General features: G+C 64.0%; 22 protein-coding genes. 14 read left to right on the top strand and 8 right to left on the bottom strand.

All coding sequences use genetic code 11. The features are described 5' to 3' along the window. The first annotated feature begins 60 nt into the window (after positions 1-60). Genes FOB72_RS06000 through FOB72_RS05990 form a run of 3 tightly spaced genes read left to right on the top strand, consistent with a single transcriptional unit; the run spans position 61 to position 3,181 of the window. Positions 61-1,380 carry an ABC transporter substrate-binding protein gene (locus FOB72_RS06000; RefSeq protein ID WP_150371700.1) on the top strand — a complete coding sequence of 440 codons (1,320 nt, stop codon included), beginning with the start codon at positions 61-63 and terminating at the stop codon, positions 1,378-1,380. A gap of 26 nt (positions 1,381-1,406) precedes the next feature. Next, entirely contained in the window at positions 1,407-2,306 is a 900-nt protein-coding gene (locus FOB72_RS05995; protein WP_150371699.1) for a carbohydrate ABC transporter permease, read from the top strand. 32 nt (positions 2,307-2,338) lie between these two features. Next, entirely contained in the window at positions 2,339-3,181 is an 843-nt protein-coding gene (locus FOB72_RS05990) for a carbohydrate ABC transporter permease (RefSeq protein WP_150373764.1), read from the top strand. Between the two features lie 42 nt (positions 3,182-3,223). Here the strand turns inward: FOB72_RS05990 and FOB72_RS05985 are convergent, their stop codons facing one another. Next, complete coding sequence (locus FOB72_RS05985; RefSeq protein WP_191002204.1) at positions 3,224-4,171, bottom strand: LysR substrate-binding domain-containing protein; 948 nt, start codon at positions 4,169-4,171, stop codon at positions 3,224-3,226. 127 nt (positions 4,172-4,298) lie between these two features. Here FOB72_RS05985 and FOB72_RS05980 point away from each other — a divergent pair, with 127 nt between their 5' ends. Continuing rightward, positions 4,299-5,123: an aspartate dehydrogenase gene (locus FOB72_RS05980; RefSeq protein WP_150371697.1), complete on the top strand. Its 825-nt coding sequence runs from the start codon at positions 4,299-4,301 to the stop codon at positions 5,121-5,123. 146 nt (positions 5,124-5,269) lie between these two features. Continuing rightward, positions 5,270-6,217: a Bug family tripartite tricarboxylate transporter substrate binding protein gene (locus FOB72_RS05975; protein WP_191002203.1), complete on the top strand. Its 948-nt coding sequence runs from the start codon at positions 5,270-5,272 to the stop codon at positions 6,215-6,217. Between the two features lie 20 nt (positions 6,218-6,237). On the opposite strand, the gene FOB72_RS32930 is transcribed toward FOB72_RS05975, so the two are convergent. The 3 genes from FOB72_RS32930 to FOB72_RS05960 all read right to left on the bottom strand — a co-directional run bounded on the left by FOB72_RS32930 (position 6,238) and on the right by FOB72_RS05960 (position 8,128). Continuing rightward, positions 6,238-6,573, bottom strand: a complete 336-nt coding sequence (locus tag FOB72_RS32930; RefSeq protein ID WP_191002202.1) for a DUF202 domain-containing protein — start codon at positions 6,571-6,573, stop codon at positions 6,238-6,240. After that, positions 6,558-6,977, bottom strand: a complete 420-nt coding sequence (locus FOB72_RS05965; RefSeq protein WP_150371694.1) for a YidH family protein — start codon at positions 6,975-6,977, stop codon at positions 6,558-6,560. The genes FOB72_RS32930 and FOB72_RS05965 overlap by 16 nt, the downstream gene beginning before the upstream one ends. Before the next feature lie 143 nt (positions 6,978-7,120). Further along, positions 7,121-8,128, bottom strand: coding sequence for a LysR family transcriptional regulator (locus tag FOB72_RS05960; protein ID WP_150371693.1), 1,008 nt, complete (start codon positions 8,126-8,128; stop codon positions 7,121-7,123). A gap of 77 nt (positions 8,129-8,205) precedes the next feature. Here FOB72_RS05960 and FOB72_RS05955 point away from each other — a divergent pair, with 77 nt between their 5' ends. The 5 genes from FOB72_RS05955 (at position 8,206) to FOB72_RS05935 (ending at position 14,181) form a co-directional block, all read left to right on the top strand. Beyond that, a complete protein-coding gene (locus FOB72_RS05955) occupies positions 8,206-9,567 on the top strand; it encodes an arylsulfatase (RefSeq protein ID WP_150371692.1) in 1,362 nt (453 codons plus the stop codon). Positions 9,568-9,621: 54 nt separating this feature from the next. Next, the gene (locus FOB72_RS05950) at positions 9,622-10,593 is read left to right on the top strand and encodes a Bug family tripartite tricarboxylate transporter substrate binding protein (RefSeq protein ID WP_150371691.1); all 972 of its coding nucleotides are present in this window, start codon (positions 9,622-9,624) and stop codon (positions 10,591-10,593) included. Positions 10,594-10,626: 33 nt separating this feature from the next. Next, positions 10,627-11,958, top strand: a complete 1,332-nt coding sequence (locus FOB72_RS05945) for a sulfatase (RefSeq protein ID WP_150371690.1) — start codon at positions 10,627-10,629, stop codon at positions 11,956-11,958. A gap of 443 nt (positions 11,959-12,401) precedes the next feature. Then, positions 12,402-13,454 (top strand): porin, encoded by a 1,053-nt coding sequence (locus tag FOB72_RS05940; RefSeq protein WP_150371689.1) that lies wholly within the window; start codon positions 12,402-12,404, stop codon positions 13,452-13,454. 112 nt (positions 13,455-13,566) lie between these two features. After that, positions 13,567-14,181: a YitT family protein gene (locus FOB72_RS05935; RefSeq protein ID WP_150371688.1), complete on the top strand. Its 615-nt coding sequence runs from the start codon at positions 13,567-13,569 to the stop codon at positions 14,179-14,181. Here FOB72_RS05935 and FOB72_RS05930 read toward each other — a convergent pair. From FOB72_RS05930 to FOB72_RS05920, 3 genes are all read right to left on the bottom strand, one after another. Further along, positions 14,178-15,665: a M20/M25/M40 family metallo-hydrolase gene (locus tag FOB72_RS05930; protein WP_411859826.1), complete on the bottom strand. Its 1,488-nt coding sequence runs from the start codon at positions 15,663-15,665 to the stop codon at positions 14,178-14,180. The two genes, FOB72_RS05935 and FOB72_RS05930, sit on opposite strands and share 4 nt — an antisense overlap. A gap of 122 nt (positions 15,666-15,787) precedes the next feature. Beyond that, complete coding sequence (locus tag FOB72_RS05925) at positions 15,788-16,984, bottom strand: MBL fold metallo-hydrolase (protein WP_150371686.1); 1,197 nt, start codon at positions 16,982-16,984, stop codon at positions 15,788-15,790. Positions 16,985-17,262: 278 nt separating this feature from the next. Next, a complete protein-coding gene (locus tag FOB72_RS05920; RefSeq protein ID WP_150371685.1) occupies positions 17,263-18,264 on the bottom strand; it encodes a GlxA family transcriptional regulator in 1,002 nt (333 codons plus the stop codon). A gap of 119 nt (positions 18,265-18,383) precedes the next feature. On the opposite strand from FOB72_RS05920, the gene FOB72_RS05915 reads away from it, so the two are divergent. The 4 genes from FOB72_RS05915 to mqo all read left to right on the top strand — a co-directional run bounded on the left by FOB72_RS05915 (position 18,384) and on the right by mqo (position 22,014). Beyond that, positions 18,384-19,025: an HD domain-containing protein gene (locus FOB72_RS05915; RefSeq protein WP_150371684.1), complete on the top strand. Its 642-nt coding sequence runs from the start codon at positions 18,384-18,386 to the stop codon at positions 19,023-19,025. 30 nt (positions 19,026-19,055) lie between these two features. Beyond that, entirely contained in the window at positions 19,056-19,667 is a 612-nt protein-coding gene (locus FOB72_RS05910) for a carbonic anhydrase (protein WP_150371683.1), read from the top strand. Between the two features lie 103 nt (positions 19,668-19,770). After that, positions 19,771-20,205, top strand: coding sequence for a cupin domain-containing protein (locus FOB72_RS05905; protein ID WP_150371682.1), 435 nt, complete (start codon positions 19,771-19,773; stop codon positions 20,203-20,205). Positions 20,206-20,298: 93 nt separating this feature from the next. Continuing rightward, positions 20,299-22,014: a malate dehydrogenase (quinone) gene (gene mqo, locus FOB72_RS05900; RefSeq protein WP_150371681.1), complete on the top strand. Its 1,716-nt coding sequence runs from the start codon at positions 20,299-20,301 to the stop codon at positions 22,012-22,014. Between the two features lie 14 nt (positions 22,015-22,028). Here the strand turns inward: mqo and yqhD are convergent, their stop codons facing one another. Next, on the bottom strand, positions 22,029-23,195 hold the full coding sequence (gene yqhD / locus FOB72_RS05895) for an alcohol dehydrogenase (RefSeq protein ID WP_150371680.1): 1,167 nt from the start codon (positions 23,193-23,195) through the stop codon (positions 22,029-22,031). Positions 23,196-23,283 lie beyond the last annotated feature (88 nt).

Raw genomic sequence — 23,283 nt, 5'->3', positions numbered from 1 at the left:
GCTGCAGCAATCGCGTTATCCACGGCGGTGACATACCCATAAACATGGAGGAGACAGGCGATGAGCAATTCCGGCAACTTCACAAGACGCGATTTCATCGTGTCCACCGCGGCACTGGCAGCCGCCACGACGCTAGGCAGCCCTGCGCATGCCGCCACCGCGTTGCAGTCCAAACCCGAACCCGACGCCAAGCTACGCATTTTGCGCTGGAAGCGGTTTGTGCAGGGCGACGAAGATCTGTGGATGGCGAACACGAAGAAATTCACCGAACAGACCGGCGTGGAGGTGCGCGTCGATAACGAAGGCTGGGAAGACGTACGCCCCAAGGCCGCGGTTGCCGCCAGCGTAGGCACCGGCCCGGATATCGTCCTCGGCTGGTTCGACGATCCGCAGCAATATCCCGACAAGCTCGTCGATGTCAGCGACGTGGCGACCTACCTCGCCGGCAAGCATGGCGGCTGGTACGACGTGTGCAAAAAATACGGCATGCACGGCGGCAAGTGGATCGCGCTGCCGCTCGGCGTCGTGGGAAATGCGCTGGTCTACCGTGAAAGCCACGTCAAGGCCGCGGGCTTCGATGCGATTCCCAAGGACACGGCCGGCTTCCTCAAGCTATGCCAGGCGCTGAAAGCCAAGGGCACGCCGTGCGGCTTCGCACTCGGCAAGGCCGTCGGGGATGGCAACAACTGGGCGCACTGGCTGCTCTGGTCGCACGGCGGCATGCTCGTCGACGGCAAGGGCAAGGTCGTGGTCAATTCGCCCGAGACCTGGGCCGCGCTCGAATATGCCAGGCAGCTGTACGCGACGTTCGTACCCGGAACGCTGTCCTGGCAGGATCCGTCGAACAACAAGGCCTTCCTCGACGGCCAGGTCAGCCTGACCGCTAACGGCATCTCGGTCTACTACGCGGCCAAGAACTCGAAGGAGCCGAAATTGCAGGAGATGGCGCGAGATATCCAGCACGCCCATTTCCCGATCGGGTCCAGCGGCAAGCCGACGGAGCTGATGCAGATCACCCAGATGATGGTCTTCAAGTACTGCAAGTACCCGAAGGCCGCGAAGGCATATCTTCAGTTCATGATGGAGCCTGAACAATACAACCCCTGGATGGAAGCCGCGATCGGCTATGTAAGCCAGCCCCTCAAGGCCTACGAGGCGAATCCGATCTGGACGTCGGATCCCAAGCACACGGTCTATCGCGACGCGGCATCGCTGATGCTCGACAACGGCCATGCGGGTCCGCTTGGCACTGCCTCGGCGGCGTCGATGGCGGACTATATCGTGCTCGATATGGTGGCGGAGGCCGCCAGCGGCTCCCGGACGCCGAAGGAAGCCGCGGCGCGCGCGGCGCAGCGTGCCGAGCGCTACTACAAGGCCTAGCCCAACAAGCCCAGCCAAGGAGAGCCATGCTGTCCCGCCTGTCTAACAACCGCAATTCGCTGGGGCTGCTGTTCATGCTGCCCACCGCGCTGTTGCTGCTGGTGTTCCTCACTTACCCGCTGGGACTCGGCGTCTGGCTGGGCTTTACCGATGCCAAGATCGGCCGCGCCGGCGAATGGATCGGCATCGCCAACTACAGCTACCTGGCTGGCGATTCGATCTCGCAGCTTGCGCTCTTCAACACCATCTTCTATACGCTAATTGCCAGCGTGCTGAAGTTCGCGCTCGGCCTCTGGCTCGCGCTGCTGCTCAACCGAAACCTGCCATTCAAATCGTTTTTCCGCGCGGTGGTGCTGTTGCCGTGGATCGTGCCGACGGCGCTGTCGGCACTTGCATTCTGGTGGATCTATGACGCGCAGTTCTCCGTGATCAGCTGGACGCTGGTCAAGCTCGGGCTCATCGATCGCTACATCGACTTCCTCGGTGACCCGTGGCTGGCCAGATTCTCGACGATCGCCGCCAACGTCTGGCGCGGTATTCCATTCGTCGCCATCTCGCTGCTGGCGGGGCTGCAGACGATTTCCCCTACGCTGTACGAGGCCGCGTCGATCGACGGTGTCACGCCATGGCAGCAGTTCCGCTATATCACGCTGCCATTACTGACGCCCATCATTGCCGTCGTGATGACTTTCTCGGTGTTGTTCACGTTCACCGACTTTCAGCTCATCTATGTGCTCACGCGTGGCGGTCCGCTCAACGCCACGCACCTGATGGCGACGCTGTCCTTTCAGCGAGCGATTCCCGGTGGATCGCTAGGTGAAGGCGCCGCGCTGGCCACGATGATGGTGCCGTTCCTGCTGGCCGCCATCATGTTTTCCTATTTCGGGTTGCAGAGGCGCGCGTGGCAACAAGGGGGCGACAAGTGAAAGCGACGACCATCGAGAACGAACAGCAAGGAATGGAGTATCTGCAGTCCATTCCGCGGCGCTGGGTCACGCTTTATATTCCCATCGGCATCTTCCTCTTCGTATTGCTGTTTCCGTTCTACTGGATGGCCATCACGGCGTTCAAACCCGACGGCGAGCTGTTGATGCAGAGCGCGAACCCGCTGATCGTGCTCAAGCCGACGCTCGCCCACTTCAAGAAGCTGCTGTTCGACACGCCCTACCCCGCATGGCTTCTGAATACCGTGATCGTCTCCACGGTGTCCACGTTCGCCTCGCTCGCCGCCAGCGTGCTGGCCGCCTACGCGATCGAGCGCCTGCGTTTTCAGGGCGCGAAGCAGGTCGGCCTGGCAATATTCCTGGCCTATCTGATTCCGCCGTCCATCCTGTTCATTCCTCTGGCCTCGATTGTCTTCCAGCTGGGGTTATTCGATACCCGCTGGGCGCTGATCCTGACCTACCCGACGTTTCTGATCCCGTTCTGCACGTGGTTGCTGATGGGGTATTTCCGGTCGATTCCGTATGAACTCGAGGAATGCGCGCTTATCGACGGTGCCACGCGCTGGGAGATTCTGGTCAAGATCATCCTTCCGCTCGCCGTGCCGGGCCTGATATCGGCTGGAATCTTTGCATTCACGCTGTCATGGAACGAGTTTATCTATGCGCTGACGTTCATCTCGTCATCGGAGGTGAAGACCGTGCCCGTGGGCATCGTCACGGAGCTGGTCGAGGGCGACGTCTATCACTGGGGCGCGCTGATGGCGGGCGCCCTGCTCGGCTCGCTACCCGTGGCCGTGGTGTACTCGTTCTTCGTGGAGTATTACGTTTCCGGCATGACCGGCGCAGTCAAGGAATAAACGCCCATTACAGGAGTCGGCGCCTGAAGCAGCGGGTCGGCGCTATCGCGCCATCGCGGCGACCTCCGCGTGGACCCACTGGCGAAACGCCGCGATGGCATCGTCCTCGGCACGTTCTTTCCGGTAGAGCAGGCAGTACTCGCCGCCGCTCTGCACGCGCTCGCGCACCGGCACGATCAGGTTGCCGCTCGCCACGTCGTCGGCCACCAGCACGTCGGGGACCAGTGCCACGCCACGTCCTTCGAGCGCCGCACGCATCGACATGAAGAAGTGCCCGAAGTGCAAGGCGTCCGGTTTGCGCTCGTAGGCAATGTCCTGTGCCGCGAACCAGTCGGTCCAGGCCCGCAAGCGCGAGTCGGTGTGGATCAGCGGCAGCCGCGTCAGCGTGGCCGGGCTCACCGGTAGCCTGCCCTTGATCAGTTCGGGTTTACAGATCGGCACGAGCACATCGGGGAATAGCGGTTCCACCGCCACGCCGCGCCACTCGTCCGTCATCACGAGGTCGATGCGCGGCGCACCGTGCCGCGCGCGCTTGCCCGGTGGCTTGCCCACACGGATGGCCACGTCGATCTTGTCACGGCTGAACGATACGGCCTCGATGGATGTGATGAGCCGGATCTCGATGTGCTGGTGCGTCTGGGTGAAATTGACCAGCCGCGGCATCAGCCAGCTGGACGCCAGCGTCGGAAGAATGCTCACCAGCAATTGGCGCGAGGTGGGGCGTCCGGTCAGCTCTTCTTCCACGGCTTCGATCTGTGCAAACGCCCCGGTCACCACCGCGAACAGCCGCGCGCCCTCGGCCGTGCATTCGATCGCGCGCGTCAGCCGGTTGAACAGCTTCACGCCGTAATGCGATTCGAGGTTGCGGATATGGCGGCTGACGGCGCTCTGCGTCACGCATAACTCGTCGGCCGCAAGCGTAAAGCTCATATGCCGGGCCACCGCCTCGAAGGCGCGTAGCGATACCAGCGGTGGGAGCAGGCGTTTCATGGTCGTGGGGACGAGTGACGCATCACTATAACTCATGCGTCGCTGCATTCAAGTTGTTTGTCCTGACCGCTTGCAGCGCTGACCATTGTGCACACGAACAACCAACGATCTTGCAGGAGATAACGACATGTCGGGCGACAAGGAGCTCAGGGAATTGCGCGTGGGTATCGCGGGCCTCGGTGCGGTGGGTACCAAGCTGGTCGAGCAACTGGATCAGGGCATCCACGGCCTGCGGCTGACGGCCGTGGCCGCGCGGGACAAGCATCGGGCCGCCGAGAAGCTGCGGGGCGTAAAGGGCCATATTGCCATCGTCGACATCGCGGAGCTGGCCGAGCATGCGGACATCGTCATCGAATGCGCACCCGCGGAGCTGGTGGGCGCGATCGCCGAACCGGTGCTGCGTGCGGGCAAGACGGTCATCGTGCTGAGTTGCGGTGCGCTGCTCGACCGCATGGACCTCGTGGATCTGGCGCGCGCGCATGGCGGCCAGATCATCGTGCCGACCGGTGCGCTGCTGGGGCTCGACGCCGTGACCGCTGCCGCCGAAGGGACTATCCACTCGGTCAGGATGATCACGCGCAAGCCCGTGCGCGGGCTGGTTGGCGCGCCGTACCTCGTGAACAACAACATCGATATCGACGACGTGACCGAGCCGATCAAGATCTTCTCGGGCACCGCGCGGGAAGCGGCGAAGGGCTTCCCCGCCAACCTCAACGTCGTGGTGGCGCTGGCGCTGGCGGGCATCGGTCCGGACCGCACGCAACTCGAGATCTGGGCGGATCCGGCGCTGACGCGCAACACGCACGAGATCGAGGTGGACTCGGATGCGGCCTCGTTCTCGCTGCGCATCCAGAACATCCCCACCGAGAACCCCAAGACCGGCCGCATTACGGCGCAGAGCGTACTCGCGGTGCTGCGCAAGCTGCGCAGCCCGTTGCGCGTGGGTACCTGAAGACAGCAGCGCTGTCAGGCATGGATCTCGCTAAACGGATGCGGGCACGGTTGTCACCCCACTCAGGAAACAGGAGCTTTCGTATGTGCATCGCATTGCCCCGCCGTACCAGGTTGCGCCAGCGTTTGCGGCTTGCCGTCCTTTGCATGGCCGCCGCCGCCTCGGGCTGGCCACTGCTGGGCGCGGCGCAGACGCCGTTTCCGTCGAAGCCGATCCGCGTGATCGTGCCGTTCCCGCCCGGCGGCATCAACGATACGGTGGCGCGCCCGATCTTCCAGAAAATGGGCGAGATCCTCAACGTCAGCTTCGTCATCGACAACCGTCCCGGCGCCAGCGGCACGATCGGTACTGCCGCCGCGGCCCGTGCGGAGCCCGATGGCTATACGGTACTGCTGGGCGCGGCGAGCACCATGGCGGTGGTCCCGCATATGATGAAGTCCGTCCCGTATGCACCGATGACCGATTTCGCACCAATCGGTGGCATTGCTTCGGTGCCGAGCGTGCTGATCACGGGGCGCGGCGACAAGTATCCGAACCTCGCTGCCGTGGTGGCGGAAGCGAAAAAGCGTCCCGGCAGCCTGACGTATGGCTCGGCGGGACCCGGTACCTCGCATCATGTGCAGATGACCTACTTCGATATGCAGATGGGCATATCGATGCTGCATGTGCCCTACAAGGGTAGCGGTCCGGCGATGGCGGACCTGTTGGGCGGCCAGGTGGACTTCTTGATGGACCCGCTGCCCACCACGTTGCCGCAGGTGGGCGCGGGCAAGGTCGTGCCGATCGCCATCAGCAGCGCAAAGCGGTCGCCGTTGCTGCCCAGCGTGCCGACCTTCGCCGAACTCGGCGTGCCCAACTTCGAGGTCAGCACATGGTTCGGCCTGTTCGTCCCGGCCCGGACCCCGGCCCCGGTGCTCGGCAAGCTGGCCGCGGCGCTGGATGCCGCCCTCCATGACCCCGCGATCGTGCAAACCATGAACGCGCGGGGGATGACGCCGTTGCTCAAGTCGCCGGCGGAGATGACGACCTATGTCGCGCAGGAGAACACGCTCTGGAAAGACGTGATCCGCAAGAACGCGATGGGTATGGAGTGAACGTCAACCGCGACGCTTCGTCAGGTCGTGACGCGAACAACGACCTCGACGAGTCCGCCGATGCTGGAAAGCATCGCCGCGGCTGCAACGATCCATGGCGGGAAACCGGCGCTTCGGCGCGTGTGGAGAAGGACCGCGCGCGATCGATGGCGTCCACATAACCAGACACCGGACGCCGCAGCGAGACAAAGAGCGCCGAGCAGCATCAGGGGCAGTGAACCGTCGGCAAGGCCGCCGCGGAGAACGGCGAGTGCGTTGGCCAGGACAGCGGCCGAAGTTCTCGTCCATGCCAGCGCTGTCCGCTCCGGTTGCCTACCTGGATCGGGAAGGCGCGCCCCGCCTACCGGGTCGTCCACACGAAGGTCCCGATCAACGCCGCGCCGGCGGCCACCAGGCCGATGGACAACATGCGAATGGCGGACGAAGTCGGCAGGCTCTGCTTGTGCCGCATCGCAATCTCGTTCGCACGCCACCGACGATAGGATTGAAGGCTCATCGCCATCGCCACCGCGCACATGCCGATGGATATCGCCGAGACCGTCATCGATGCGAGCTTGTTTGCAAACTGCTCGAGCAAGACCCCTCCGGCCAGGATTGCGAGCGCGGTTCGAATCCACGCAAGGAAGGTCCGCTCGTTCGCGAGGGTGAACCGGTAATCCGGGTCCTCACCCTCGAGACGCCAATCCTTCTTCCTCGGTAGCGACGGTGGCGCCGGCCGAACCGGTTCGCGTTCATGCAAGAAAACGTGGGGACGAGGCATCTCTATAGTCAGCGGTAGTGTGAGTATCCGCGGAGCGGAGTTCCGCAGACTATAGCCCTCGCTGCCGCTGTCCGACATTCCCGTCGAACGTGAATGGCATGCCTGCTGGGCATATACCACCCGCCGCTCTTACGCGAGTTCTCTTATTCGAGCGCTTCCGGTCGCGATCGGATCAGGATGTCGCGGAACGTCTGCATCAGCGGCGACCATTTCCCGGAAGGATGGGAAAGCAGCACGAAGGTGCGTTGGATCAGCATCTGCGGCATCTGGACGGGCACGACGCGGCCGAGCCATCCCCGAAGCGCGGCCGCCGGCACCAGGGCCAGCAGGTCCGTCGCCATGATGAGCCCCATGACGGCATCGGACACATAGTCCACTTCCACGACGACCCGGGGTGACGGTGCGGCCTCGCGCTCGAAGATCTCCCCCATCAGCTTGCGCGCCACGCTTCGCCGGTTCGGCATGATCCAACCGAACTCCCGCAGATCGGCGATACCGGCATTCGACATTGCGAACACCGGATGATCTGCCCGCGCCACCACGCGCATCTGGTCCTCCCCGACTTCCATCTGCGCGCAACTGAACGAGTAGCCCGGATAGGACGGCACCACGGCCAGATCCAGGTCTCCGGACTCCACGGCGACATTGAGCGCATCCGATTTGCCGATGACGAGCGACACGCGCATGCCGGGCCGCTTGCCGATCATCTCCGACAGCACGCGCAGCGGCAGGCTGTCGCTCGCGGGACTGGTGACACCGATACGCAGCAAGCCGGAATAGCGCGCACGCATTTCGCCGGCACTACGCACCATTTCGGCGTACTGGCGCTCAAACCGGTGCGCCGACTCCACAAACAGGTGCCCCTCGCTCGTCAGCCGCGCGCCATGCGCGCCACGCTCGAACAGCGAGACACCAATTTCGTCTTCAAGACGGCGCAGCGCTTTCGACACCGACGGCTGCGTAATGCCGATGTCAACAGCGGCACGGCTTACGTTGCCGTGCCGGACCACGGCGAGGAATGCGGAGATATCGGCGGGATTGAAGACCATTCTATTTGTGCATGAAGGCATGCCCGTCAAGGCATGGCCATGGGCCGGGCTCTTGCTTGATCTGAAGCGCAGGACCGGACGGAATCGATGCTGACGAAGCATCTTGCGGGCCAGCGTGCGGAGCCGGGGCCGCAAGGCACGCCGCGGACCGCCGGCCGACCGCCATACCAAAGCGAACCATGAACATGCCAACAACGAAGACAAACATTGTGCTGATCGTCGCCGACAACCTCGGCTGGGGAGAACTCGGCTGCTACGGAGGCGGTGCGCTGCGCGGGGCGCCGACACCGCGCATCGATGCTCTCGCGCGAGAGGGGTTGCTGCTGCAGAACTTCAATGTCGAGAGCGATTGCGTGCCGACACGCTCGGCGCTCATGACGGGGCGCCATCCCATCCGAACGGGCTGCCTCCAATCGGTGCCGCCCGGGCTGCCACAGGGCCTGAAGCGCACGGAACGCACGCTCGCGCAGGCCCTGTCGGCGGCCGGCTATGCGACGGCGCACTTCGGGAAGTGGCACCTCGGCGATATCGACGGCCGCTTTCCTTCCGATCGCGGCTTCGACGAGTGGTATGGCATCCCGCGCACCACCGACGAGAGCCAGTTCACGTCGAGCGTCGGTTACGACCCAACCGTGGCGGACCTCCCTTACATCATGGCCGGCAAGGCGGGGACGCCCTCCGAGAACGTCAGGCTCTATGACCTCGACAGCCGGCGCACCATCGATGCGGAACTCGTGGAGCGCTCGGTGACCTTCATGCGCGGCGCCGTCGATCGCCAACAGCCGTTCTTTCTCTATCTTCCGCTGGTCCACCTGCACTTCCCCACGCTGCCGCATCCGGACTTCGCGGGCAAGAGCGGGCACGGCGACTTCGCGGACTCCATGATGGAGATGGACCATCGCGTGGGCCAGATCATCGATGCCGTCGACGCGCTGGGCCAGCGCGACGACACGATCTTCGTGTTCTGCAGCGACAACGGTCCCGAATTTCGCGCGCCGTACCGTGGCACGGCCGGACCCTGGCGCGGCACGTACCACACGGCCATGGAGGGCAGCCTGCGCGTGCCGTTCATCGTGCGTTGGCCGGGCCGGATCGCGCCCGCCATCAGCAACGAGATCGTGCATGTGACGGACATTTTCACAACGCTGATCCGCCTCGCCGGCGCCCCGTTGCCCGACGACCGCCCCATCGACGGCGTCGATCAGCGCGGATTGTTCCTCGACGGCGCGAAGTCGGCGCGGGAAGGGTTTCCCTTCTATATCAAGAACGAGCTCCGTGCCGTGAAGTGGCGCGACTGGAAGCTCCACTTCTACTGGGAACCCGAAGTCAACGAAGGAAAAGGAAAGCTGGAGTCGCCGTACCTGTTCAACATCACGCGCGACCCGAAGGAGGAGACAGACGTCCTGGTGTTCAACACCTGGGTCATGGGGCCAATCCTGCGGCTGATCCGGACGTTCAACCAAAGCGTCGCCGAGTTCCCGAATACCGCACCCGGCGAACCCGACGATCCCGAGGGCAACGCGGCGCCCGCACGCCGTTAGCAAAGTGGCCAGCGCACGCCCGAATACGACCGATACGCTTCTTCTCCATACGCCATGTCTCTGAAATCTCTCGTTACCCGCCAGCTCGGCGTTGCCGTGCTCCTCTGCGCTGCCGCGCTCTCCGCTCACGCCGACGGCACCGCCTGGCCGAAGGCCAAGCCCATCACCTGGTTCGTCGGCTTCGCGCCCGGCGGCACCGTTGACGTGCTGACACGTGCCATCGCCAAGACGGTTTCCGACAAGATAGGCCAGTCGATCGTCATCGAGAACAGGCCCGGCGCATCGGGCGCGCTCGCCTTGCAGGCCGCCGCGCGCGCCCCGCACGACGGCTACACGCTCGTCACGTTCCCCGGTCCCATCCTGCAGACCACGCGTCAACCCGAGATCGGACGCGAGCTCAGCGCGGTTTCGCTGATGTCGCAGGGGCCGATCGTGCTGGTAGGCTCGGCGGCCAATGCCCCGGCCACGCTGCAGGACCTGATTGCCGTCATGCGCAAGCAGCCCGGCAAATGGAGCTACGCCAGTTCCGGCACGGGCACCGGCCAGCACCTGGCTGGCGAACTGCTCAACTCGCTCGCTGGCACGCAGATGGTCCATATCCCCTACAAGGGCGGCGGCCAGGCCATCAGCGACGTGCTCGGCGGACAGGTTTCGCTCGGCATGCTCGGTGTGACCCCGGTTCTCGCGCAAATCAAGGCAGGCAAGCTGAAGGCCTATGCGGTGACGACGCGCTTTCGCATCGACAGCCTGCCCGATGTGCCGACGATGGAAGAGGCAGGCCTGAAGGGCTACGATGCGGCGCAGTTCTTCGTCGCCGCCGTTCCCGCTGGTACCGATGCGGAGATCGTGACAAAGCTCAATGCCGCGATCAACGACGCGGTACAGACGCATGAGGTCAAGACGATTCTTTCAGCGTCCGGGCAGGTGGCCGGCAAGCTGTCGCCCAAGGAATCGCAGGCATTCACCGTGACGTCGCTCGACAAGTTCAAGGCGCTCGCGCACCGCGCGAAGATTTCCCTCGACTGAGTGCAATCGCCACAGCATTGGAAGGAGCTCTCCATGACAGCGGGAACACGCCCGAATCTGATTTTCATTCTGGCCGACGATCTCGGCTATGCCGACCTTGGCTGTACGGGTGCCCGCGATCGCCATGGCAGGCCCGCGGATGTGTCGCCTAACCTCGACCGCATGGCCAGCGAAGGCGTGCGATTCACGCGCGGGTACGCAAACTCCGCCGTGTGCTCGCCCACGCGTTTTGCGCTTGCGACCGGCCGCTGGCAATACCGGTTGCGCGGCGGCGCCGAAGAGCCGTTGCCCACGGTCTCGGCCGACAAGGTGCTCGGCCTGCCGCCGAGCCATCCCACGCTGGCCTCGCTGCTCGCCGGGCAGGGCTACCGGACCGCCCTCTTCGGCAAATGGCATCTGGGCTATCCACCCCACTTCTCGCCTCGCCAATCGGGCTATCAGACGTTCTACGGCTTCCACGCTGGCGGTAACGACTACTTCGCGCACTGCAATCCTCGCGGCCAGCCTGACCTCTGGCAGGACGAAACGCCGATCGACGAAGCCGGCTACCTCACGGACATGTTGAGCAGAAAGGCTGCCGCATGGATTGGCGAGCAGCCCAGGGACCAGCCATTCCTGCTTAGCCTGCATTACAGTGCGCCGCATTGGCCCTGGCTGACGCGCGACGATCATGCGGAATCGGCGCGGATTGCAGGCGTAGGCAAGCATCTGGACGGCGGCTCGCTCGAGACCTACCAACGCATGATCCATCATATGGATGAAGGCATCGGCTGGGTCCTCGAGGCACTTGCGCAAGCGGGCCTGTCGGACGACACGCTGATCGTCTTCACCAGCGACAACGGCGGTGAACGTTTTTCCAACAACTGGCCTTTCGTGGGACAGAAGATGGATTTGCTCGAAGGCGGCATTCGTGTGCCGCTTCTCGCGCGCTGGCCGCGGGCCATCGCCCCCGGTCGGGTCAGCGATGCGCCCAACCTCACCATGGACTGGACTGCGACCCTGCTTGACGCCGCCGGCGTCGCGCCGCATCCGAGTTATCCGCTCGATGGTGTCAGCCTGCTGCCCCATTTGCGAGACGGCACGGCGATGCCCGCTCGCAATCTGTGCTGGCGCATGAAGCATCGCATGCAACGTGCGTTGATCCACGGCGATTGGAAGTATCTTCAGGTAGACGGCAACGAGTATCTGTTCAACCTCGATGCCGATCCGCGCGAACGCGCCAACCTGCGGCACCTGCACCCCGAGCGCCTTGCGGCGATGCGCGCCGAATGGCAGGACTGGAACGCTTCGCTGCCGCCGATTCCCGACGACGCCCGCGCCTATCTCGTCTTTACCGAAGCCGAACTGCCTCGCGCGACGTTCTGACTTCCCTCCCCGCCGCCCGCATCCTGCATCGGCTCCACAGCCGTGCGGGATCTCCCAAACACGTCGCATCCTGCACCAATCCGATCCGTAGCGCGCGCCGCGGTGCCTGAGCGGATCGCTGCATCGCGGTGACAAGCCCGGCCGATTCTCCGAGTCCGCGCTGCCGGACACGTTTATCGGGTAGCCATCCGGGAGAACCCCGGCTGTGGATCGCAACGAGCCACGATCGTCCGCGCCCATACCGTCCAGCATGCCGGCCTCGCATGGAAGTCTCGCCGCAGAGGCATGAAGACCGGCACTGCACTCGCTTTCTCTCTTGGTATCCGGCTGACGCAGGTCAGATGCGACGCAGCACGCGTTCCCGGAATCACCATGATTGCGCACGCCGCAATCGATCCATCGAACCCCGGCGGCATAACGCCGCCCAGTCAATCAGGTGACACATGAAGTTTCTTCCACAAGCCGCGGTTGTCGGCACAGTTATCGCCGCGGCAGCCGGAGCGCATGCCCAAAGCACTGTCACGCTATACGGCGTGGTCGACACCGGCATCGAGTATATGAGCCACGCAAACGCGCGGGGCCAGGACAATGTGTACCGCGTGTCGTCCGGCAATACCGCGGGCTCTCGCTGGGGGCTCCGTGGCAAGGAAGATCTTGGGTCCGGCATGTCGGCGATCTTCGCGCTCGAAAGCGGCTTTGCCACCGATACGGGGACATCGGTGCAAGGTGGCCGGTTGTTCGGCCGTCAGGCCTGGGTTGGCCTGAACTCCGCTTGGGGGCGCATCACGCTGGGGCGGCAGGTCAACACGCTCTATGACCTGTTTCCCGCGTTCGAGCCGACGCGCTACACCACCTACGGCCTTCTGGCGCAGGATGCGCAGTTCACCAACCGCGTCGACAACGCCGTCAAGATCTGGCGCGACATCGGCCCGGTCGCCGTGACCGCGCTGTACAGCACCGGCTATGACTCGACGATCGCGAACGGTTCGGAAGTGCCCGGCAACCTGCGCGTGGGACAGGAGATGAGCGTCGGTGCGCGGTACAACGGCAATGCGCTATCGATGGCAGCCGCCTATGATCAACGGCGCGGCACCACAGTCGCGTCCGCCGGTTCCCTGGAGCGCCGCTACACGACGGCCGTGAGCTACGACTTTGCGTCGGCCGGCGTGGTCGCGGGCTATCGCTATCTCCAGAGCGACCTGACCGCGCCGCAGTATCGCGCGAATCTCTACTGGCTCGGCGGTTACTACAAGTTCCATCCCAGGCTCGTATTGCGCGGCGGCGCTTACTGGAACGACAGGCGTCAATCCGGAAACGACACGCTGAGTTATGTGCTCGCGCTGCAGTACGGGCTCTCGCGACGCACGATGGCCTACGCGAATGCCACCTATGTGAACAACCGGGGGACGGCCACCACAGGCGCGGCTGTCGGCACGCGGGTCGCCGCGGGCGCGAACCAGACCGGCGTGGTCATCGGCATCAAGCACATCTTCTGATCGTCGCTTCCCATACGAGGGGCCTGCGGCCTGCCCGCTTTCGGGCACGGCGCAGGCCGTACCGCACGGTCGACATCGACGCTCACTCGACATCAACGCTCGCATCGGCATCATGAAACACATCTTTGGCTTCGGCGCCGCCCAACACTCCTATCTGGAGGATATCGTCGCGCTGCTGGTCGGCGCCATGCTCGCCGCGCTCGGCGTGCAGATACTCAAGGCGTCCCATCTGCTCGTGGGCGGCGTGGCGGGCCTTGCCTTCCTTGCGCATTACGTCTGGCACGTGCCGTTCGGCACGGCATTCTTCCTGATCAACCTTCCCTTCTTCGTCATGTCCGCGCGCCGCATGGGATGGATCTTCACCGTGAAGGCGCTGGCCGGAATCGCCACCCTCTCCGCCCTCAGCAATCTGCAGCCGGAACTGCTGCATATCGACGCCGAGTTCCCAGCCTATGCCGCCATCGCCGGCGGGTTGCTGCTCGGCGTCGGCTTCCTGATCATCTTCCGCCACGGCTTCAGCGCGGGAGGCACCAGTATCGTCGCCATGCGCCTGTTCCAGACGCGAGGACTTCCGGTCGGACGTACCCTGCTCGTATTCGACCTGATGATCTTGCTCGCCTCGGCCTGGTCCGTCGGGGGCGCCAGCGCGGCATGGTCCTTTATCGGGGTGGCCGCGCTGAACATGGTCATCGTCATGAACTTCAACGCGGGCCGATATCTCTCCTAGAACCCTTCCGTCAGCAGCCCATACATCGTCCTCACCCCACTCGAATAATTCCCGAGCCGCAAGTTCTCGTTCGCCGCATGCTGGTTGTTGTCCGCGTTCACCAAAGGCACGATCACGAACGGCACCTTCAGGACCTCGACGATCTCCGCCGTCGGCACCGTCCCGCCCATCATCCGGATTCGCACCGGATCGGGGTGGGTGCCGAACGTTCCCGTCAACGCCGCGTACGCCCACTTGGCCACGCCGGAATCGATTGGCGATCCGGCCGCGTTGCCGCCTTCGCTCTGATACGTGAAGCTCGCCAGCTTGTCGTATTTTGCGCGGTCTTCGTCGGTCGGTGTGCCCGAGACGAGGTGGTAGCCCTGCTTCACGATATGCTGCTCCACCAGCTTGCCGAGGTAGGCGGCGTCGGAATCGGGCGTCGTGCGGAGGTCCAGTTCGGCTTCGGCCTTGTCCGGGACGATGTTGGCAACCTTGTCGCCGATCGCCGCTGCGGCCATGCCGCGGACGTTCAGCGAGGGGTATTGCATCGCCTCTTGATAGTTCTTGCCGACCTTGTCCGTCTGCGCGATGCCGAGGCGGCGCTTCAGGGCGGCCTCGTCGTCGGGTACGGCGGCCATGATCTTGCGTTCGGCTTCGCCGAGCTTGACCTTGCTGTAGTAGCCCGGAATCGTGACGCGGCCCGTGTCGTCCTTCATCGAGGCCAGCAGCGTGGCCAGGCGCTGCGCGGGGTTGGGCGCGTAGTTGCCGTAGTGGCCGCTGTGCAGCGGCGACTTCGGGCCGTAGACGACCAGCCTGGCCTTGGCGGCGCCGCGGTTGCCGAACACCAGCGTGGGGCGGTTCGTGGCATGCATCGGGCCGTCGTGGATCACGATGGCGTCGCAGGCCAGCAGGTCTCGGTGGGCCTTCATGACCTTGGCGATCGACGGGGAACCCTTTTCTTCCTCGCTGTCGAGAATGACCTTGACGTTCACGGCCGGCTGGCCGTTGGCGCCCTTCAGCGCGTCGATCGCGGCCAGCATCATCATGATGGGGCCCTTGTCATCGGAAGACGAGCGGCCGAAGACGCGCCATTCGGGGTCCACCGTGCCCGAGAACAGCTTGCTGGTGTCGATCTCTTCCCAGTTGCCATTGGCGCCCTTCTGCTTCAGCACCGGCGTCCACGGGCTCTTCTGTTGCCATTGCGACGGGATGACCGGTTGGCCGTCCAGGTGCATATAGAACAGGACCGTCTTGCGATTGGCTTGCTTGCCGGGATACTCGGCGAACAGCATCGGCTTGCCGTCGTTGTCGAGCGATTGCGTCGTGAAGCCGCGCTTCCTGAACGCCTGTTCGAGCCACGCGACGTTGCGCTGGATATCCTCGGGGACGATCGAATCGTTGGGGATGCTCAGCAGGTCCAGATATTCCTTGTAGCTGGCCGCGGCCTGGGTCTGTGCGGCTTCTGGTGTCAGGGCTGCGGCCTGCACGGCGCCGATGGTCATGCATGACGTGGCGACCAGCATGCCGATCTGGCGGGCGGATTTGGCTCTCATTATCTTCCTTGTCGTGGTAAGCCATGGAAGCATAAGGCCAAATCCGCCCGATGCGAAGCCGCGTCAGATCTTTAACCCGAGCAATAGCGGCTATGGCGATTGCCACGGCGGGAATCGCGCCAGTAGTCGTCGCGGTAATTGAAGGTCATCAGGCCCGGTCTCACATAGTCGTACGGATCGTGCAGGCCGCGTATTTCCGGGCGATCGGCGACGGGGATATTGAAGATATCGAATTGTCGCTGAATGGCCTGCAGATAGAACATCGATGCGCCAATATTGAAGTTATCGGTGTGGTCCATAAAGAAGACCTTGGGCTGCAACGCCTGGATATACATCGTGATATCGCGCACGCCATTATTCGCTTCGCCGATACTCACGCCCGCGCCGAGTTCGACGTCGGTCTTCGGCAGTGTGGTGAAGAATTGCAGCAACGCCGGTGCCTGCTCCTTCAGCGGACCGGCCGTGTCGTGCCATGTGAACGTGAAGTCCGATCCGCCGACCGTGAACTGGTACATGATCGGAATCGGGCCGCCTACGCCCGCGTTGGTACGCGTATCGAGCGCGGGCGCGGGATTCGGTGGGAACAGCGTGTCCACGCGCGGGTCGCGCACGGGGTTGATCGGATTCGGCGGGTAGGCGGGGTCCACGGGCACCGTCGCGGAATGGACGTGCTTCCATGCGGTGATGCAGAGATCCGGCGCGAGCGGCCGCAGCGTCTTGACCTCGGCGCCCGGCGCGGAACCGGCCGTCGTGATGGCCTCGCACTTGACGGTGGTGCCCGCGCCGAAGATGCGCGCGGCGTCGCCCTTCATGGCATCGCAGTGCTCCGCGGCACCGTAGATCGTGGCGCCCGTGAGCTTCGCGATATAGGCGGCGTTGTCGGCATGGTCGCCATGACCGTGCCCGAGGAAGATGAATTCGGGACGGACGTCGACCAGATCCTGCACGGTCGCCGGGACGTAGGCGCGCTTGTCCGCGAGCCGATAGATGTACGAGTCGAGCAGGAAGACGCGGCCTTTCGCGGCCACGGCGAACGACGCCACGCTGAACCACGAGAAGATGACCTTGTCTTCGCGGACCTTGCCGGTCCGCTCGTCGACATTCTCGGGGCCGAAGAAATGCTGTCGCGCCTTAACCATCGCGGCCAGCTGCGCGGAGTTTCCTCGTCGGAACGACGACGCGTCGTCGTTGCCCTGCGCTACCCCGATGGAAGGAAAAATCGCCGCCATGATAGCCGCGCCAATCAGTCCAAGCTGGAATGCTCTCATCGCTTGTCTCCTTGAAAGAACGTCCCGCGAGCCGTTGGTTTGCTCGCGGTACGAAGCATAGGAATCGAACGCTGATTCGCAAACGTATGGACATTACGTCGCGTCATGAATTGGTGCAGTGCAGGTTCAGTGCACTGTCATTACCTTGGCCGCATTCGGAGGGCGGCCTTTCTCGGGGATGGGGATGTGGAGAGCGCGGTGGCGCGTCGATTGCTCTATCCCGGCTCCACCCCGGCTCTACCCCGCGCGAACAAATTTGCGCGGTGCGGTGCAGCACGTCAGCCAGACGCCGGCTCCGACGTGAAGCGCTTGAGATAGTCCCTCGGGCTGATGCCCACGCGCCGGATAAACGCCTTGCGCAATACGTCCACGCTCTGGTAGCCATGGCGCCGCGCGATGTCCTCGATCGTTCTGCCGCCCATCTCCAGCGCCCGGCGGATGGCCTCGATGCGGACTTCTTCCACATACCGTGCCGGCGTGGTGTTCAGCTCCCGCTGGAACAGCCGGATCAGGGTCCGCACGCTCATGGCGGACCGGCTGGCTAGCGCTTCCACGCTCAAGTCCGCGTTCAGGTTCTCCGCAATCCAGCGGCAGAGCCGTTCCAGAGTCGAGCCCGGTGTGTTCTGCGAGCGCAGCGTGGTGCTGAACTGGGCCTGCCCGCCTGGGCGGCGCAGATAGAGCACGAGCTCTTTGGCGATGGCCAGTGCGATCTCGTCGCCAAGGTCCTCGGCCACCAGCGCGAGGGCGAGATCGATGCCGGCCGAGACCCCGGCCGAGGTGTAGACGTTGCCGTCCTTGATCCAGATGGGCGTGGGGTCTACGTCGACCTTGGGATACCGCTCGGCCAGCCGCTGTGCGGCGCCCCAGTGCGTCGTGGCCTTGCGGCCGTCGAGCAGGCCGGCCTCGGCCAGCGCGAAAGCGCCGACGCAGATGGCGCACATGCGGCGCACCGTTGTTGCCCGCTTCTGGATCCATGCAATCGTCGCGGGGTCGGCGGCGCCGATCGCGCTGAATCCCGTGGCGACGATCAGGGTGTCGATCGGCCTGGCGGCCCTGCGCTCCTGATCCAGCGTTCGGTGGCCCAACAGCGCGATGCCCGTTTCGCTCTCCACGCGTGTCTCGTCGTTCGCGGAGACGAGCTCGAGCACGTATGGCGGCTTCCTGGCGTGATGGATGCGGTTCGCGTTGGCGAAGACCTCCGCCGGGCCGATCACGTCCAGTGCATCCACGGGTGGCAGGCCGAGGATGACCACGCGTCTGGGTTGTGCTGGGGACGGCATGTTGAAGCGGGTGGCGACGAAGGGTTTTCATTCTGGCACAAATCGACCGAAAACAGTCATTTGTGTCATGACGGGCATGCCTACACTTGCTCTCATCAAATTCGTATCGAGCGTCAACCGTGAACACCATTGCCACGATCGGCGGCGTGATCGCCCCGGACTCCGGACTGTCTCGCAAGGCCGCCGCCCTGGCCGAGCGCGTGCATTCGCGCGTCATGCTCAACCATGTCCATCGCACATGGTGGTTCGCCGAGCTGCTGGGGCGCAAACGTGGTCTGTCCTATGACCGGGAGGCGGTCTACCTCGCGTCGCTGCTGCATGACCTCGGATTGACCGAAGACTTCATGGCCGACCAGCGATTCGAGGTCGACGGGGCCGATGCGGCCAGCCGCTTTTTGCGTGCCAATGGCTACGCCGATGCGCGGGCGCAACTGGTTTGGGATGCCATCGCGCTGCATTCCAGCGCGGGCATCGCCGACCGGCGCGAACCCGAGGTGGCGCTCGTCAATCTGGGCGCGCACATCGACGTGATGGGGCTGAACCTCGACGAGCTCGCGCCGTCGCTCGTCGATGACGTATTGCAGCTTTATCCGCGGCTTGGTTTCAAGGCGGCCTTTCAGGAAGCGCTCGCGGAGGTCGTGAGGAAGAAGCCGCATACCGCGATTGGCACGGGGCTGGCCGATATCGGCCGGCGCCACGTGCATGACTGCGCGATTCCGGATGTGTGCGACCTGCTCGACCACGCGCCGTTCGAAAGCTAATGCATGACCATCAACGAGTGGAGTGAAAACATGACGAAGTTCTCCGAATACGAATTCCGGACGCAACCGTGGTTCGATGCATCGTGGTTCGCGCCGGACAGCACGGACCGGTTCAACCAGTTCATCCCGATGAAGACCATCGTGATCCACTGTTTCGATCCCCGCGCCGCGGAGATTCCGCAGGCGGTGGCCGACTATTTCGGCGACGAGGTCTATCCGGGCGAGAACATCCTCGACGAGGCGGGCAACCGTATCGGCAACACGCGCACGTTGTTTGCCGTGTCCAACGCGGGCGGCAGAGCCATTGCGGCACTGCAATCGGTGGCCACGATGGATTACCTCTTCCGCGTGCAGAACGTCGTGGTCGTTCATCACTCGTTCTGCGGTGCCACGGCCTTTACGCCGGACACGCTGATCGGCGAGTTTCATGACCATCATCACGCCGATATCGAGAGCCTGTTCGATCACGACAGCCTCGCGATCGGGCACTACGAAGACTCCATCCGGCATGACGTCAAGCTGCTGCGCGCGAGTCCCGCCGTGCCGAAGAACGTGAAGCTCTATGGGTTCTTCTACGAGATGAACTCGGGCAAGCTGACGGAGGTGGTGCGGGACGTTCCGGCGGACCGCGATACGCCGTAACGACGGCTTGCAGCGTTCTTCCGCTATCGAAGCGTTTTTTCCTGAAAGGCTGCCGGCCTGCGGTCGGCTACTTTCGGAACATCGATAGCCCGCTTTTATCGCCATGACCTCGGATCAGACCGCCCCCACCTGCCAACTCGTCCGCCCCGGTGCCGAATTCGTCGGCAAGCAGGGCCTTCATTACGCGGTGGGTATCTCCGCGGAGACCGTCGGCGCCCGGCATATCCACTTCCAGCTGGCCACGATTCCGCCCGGCGCGCGCGCCAAGGCGCATATGCATGCCGAGCACGAGACCGCGATCTACGGCATGAGCGGTGCCTCGGGCTGCTGGTATGGGGACCGCCTCGAGCATCATGCGGTCGTGAACGCTGGCGATTTCTTCTATATCCCCGCCGGGGTGCCCCATCTGCCGTACAACCTCAGCGCCGACGAGCCCTGCGTGGCGCTGATCTCGCGCACCGATCCCAACGAGCAGGAGAGCGTGACGATGCGCCCGGATCTCGATGGTTTGCCCGATTGGTCGAAGGTGCAGCGATAAACGTATGCCGTACGCGGCACTTATTAGGGTTTTCACCTAGCGTTTCTTCGTGGTGGGGTACAATCTGCGCAACTTTGAACAGTGAAGCCCCCCATGACTCAGACGGACAACAGCACGGCCGCGACGCGCGGCCGTGAGCCTTTTACCCGGCGGAAGTTCCTTGGCGCAGCGATCGGCGCCGCGGCGGTATGGGGCGGATATTCGTACTTTTTCGGTAGCCAGTACCGTGCCGCAAAGGCCGATCGTAGCGTCGATGTGCTGCTGATCGGCGGCGGCATCATGAGCGCGACGCTCGGCGTCTATCTGAAGGAACTGGAGCCGAACTGGACGTGCGAAGTGTTCGAGCGCCTGGACAAGGTGGCCGAAGAAAGCTCCAACGGCTGGAACAACGCTGGCACCGGCCACTCCGCGCTGTGCGAGCTGAACTACACGCCGATGGACGACAAAGGCAACGTTCATATCGCCCAGGCCATCAATATCAACGAGAACTTCCAGATCTCCCGCCAGTTCTGGGCGCATCAGGTCCGGAAGGGCGTGCTGGGCAATCCGCGCGAATTCATCAACTCCACGCCGCATATGAATCTTGTCTTCGGACAGGAGAATCGCGAGTTCATCCGCAAGCGCGTCGAAGCGCTGAAGGCTTCCCCGCTTTTCGCCGGCATGGAGATGACGACGGACCCGGCGAAGATCGCCGAGTGGATTCCCATCATGATGGAAGGCCGCAAGCCCGACGAAGTGGTCACGGCCACGCGCTCGCCGCTCGGCACCGACGTCAATCTGGGCGAGATCACGCGCCAGTTCTACAAGCACCTGACCGCCAAGTCGGGCGTGAAGGTCACCACCGGCTATGAAGTGCGTTCGATCACGCGCAACGACGATGGCACATGGCGTGTCTCGGCGTTCGACGTGAACGACGGCACGAAGATCCAGACCGTGGATGCGCGCAACGTGTTTATCGGCGCGGGCGGCGCGGCACTGCCGCTGCTGCAGCTGTCGGGCATTCCCGAAGCGAAGCAGTATGGCGGCTTCCCCGTGGGTGGCGAGTTCCTGGTCACCGACAAGCCCGAGCTCGCGGCACGCCATCTGGCCAAGGTCTACGGCCTGGCGGATACGGGCTCGCCCCCGATGTCGGTGCCCCATCTGGATACGCGCGTGCTCGACGGCAAGCGCGTGATCCTGTTCGGACCGTTTGCCACGTGGTCCAGCAAGTTCCTCAAGAACGGCTCGTACTTCGACCTGCCCAAGGCGGCAACCCCGTCGAACATCGTGCCGCAGTTGCAGGTCGGCGTTCACGAGTTCGCGCTCGTGAAATACCTTGCGCAGCAGCTGGCGCTGTCACGCGAGGAAAAGATGGCGGCATTGCGCCATTACATGCCCGAGGCGAAGGACGAGGACTGGCGCCTGTGGGAAGCGGGCCAGCGCGTGCAGATCATCAAGAACGATCCCGAGAAAGGCGGCGTACTGAAGCTTGGCACCGAGGTCGTGGTGTCCGCCGACCGTTCGGTATCGGCGCTGCTGGGCGCATCGCCGGGCGGCTCGACGTCCCCGGCGATCATGCTGTCGCTGCTGGAGCGCGTGTTCCCCGAGCAGATGAAGACGCCGGCGTGGCAGCAGAAGATTCGCGAGATCGTGCCGAGCTACGGCAAGAAGCTCAACGAGAATCCGCAGATGCTGGCGACGGAATGGGCGACCACGGCGGAAACGCTGCAACTGGCCATCGCACCGCCGAGCCTCGACGGCATCGTCCCCGCCACCACCCCGATGGCGAACCCCGGGGTGGTGAAGAAGGTGCCGGATATCGCGCTGTAAGGGCCGCAGTCGCCTTACACCGCCGCCTGCAACACCTTGCGGCTGACCTCCAGCGAGATGTCGCCATGCTCGCCCAGCGCGGTCATGCCGTGCTCGCCGAGCTTGGCGACGATGTCGCCGATGCTGCTGCCGTCGATGCCGTACGCGGACAGTCGCGTCGGGGCGCCCATGCGTTCGAAGAACGCGCGGGTGGCGTCGATGGCCGCGGTGATGCGCGCGTCTTCGCTGCCCTCACGGATGTTCCAGACGCGCTCCGCGTATTGCAGCAGCTTCTCGCGCTTTTGATCGCGGCGGGCGTTCAGCAGAGACGGCAGCACGATGGCCAGCGTTTGCGCGTGGTCCAGGCCGTGCATGGCCGTGATCTCGTGGCCGATCATGTGCGTGGCCCAGTCCTGCGGGACGCCCGCGCCGATAAAGCCGTTCAGCGCCATGGTGGCCGCCCACATGATGTTGGCGCGCGCGTCGTAGTCCTCGCCGTCGGCCAGCACCTTCGGACCATCCTCGATCAGCGTCTGCAGGATGCCTTCGGCCATACGGTCCTGCACCTTGGCGTTCACCGGATAGGTCAGGTATTGCTCGGTCGTGTGGACGAACGCATCGACCACGCCGTTGGTGGTCTGGCGTGCCGGCAGCGTGAACGTCGTCACGGGGTCGAGCACCGCGAAGCGCGGGAAGCAGTGCGGCGAGTGGAAGTCGAGCTTGTCGCCGGTCTCCCGGCGGCTGATCACGGCGCCGGCGTTCATCTCTGAACCCGTGGCCGGGAGCGTGAGCACCACGCCGAACGGCACGGCCGATTTGATCTTCTGGGCACCGGTGCCACGCTTGGCGAGGATGTCCCACGCGTCGCCGTCGTAGTGCATGGCGGCCACGATGAACTTCGTGCCATCGGCCACGGAGCCGCCGCCGACTGACAGCACGAAGTCCACTTTTTCCGCGAGGCCGAGTTCCACGGCCTGCATCAGCGTGGCGTAATCGGGGTTCGTTTCGATGCCGCCGAATTCGAAGACGACGCGGTCGCCGAGTGCCTTGCGCACGGCTTCCAGCACGCCATTCCGCTTGATGCTGCCACCGCCGTACGTGATCAGCACGCGGGCGTTCGCCGGGATTTCCGCGGCGATGCCCGCGATCTGGTCCTTGCCGAACAGGACTTTGGTGGGGGCATGCAGGTTGAAGTTGAACATGGGGATCGTCCTTTTTTGAAAACTCCGTGGAATATAAGAGCTACCGCCCCCACCCAGAAGAGCGATCTTCGTTGAAGGACTGAGAAAC

The organism is Cupriavidus pauculus (genome assembly GCF_008693385.1).
Classification (GTDB): Bacteria; Pseudomonadota; Gammaproteobacteria; order Burkholderiales; family Burkholderiaceae; genus Cupriavidus; species Cupriavidus pauculus_D.
The sequence above is the reverse complement of the archived record's forward strand: the minus strand, read 5'-3'. Positions and strand labels throughout refer to the sequence as shown.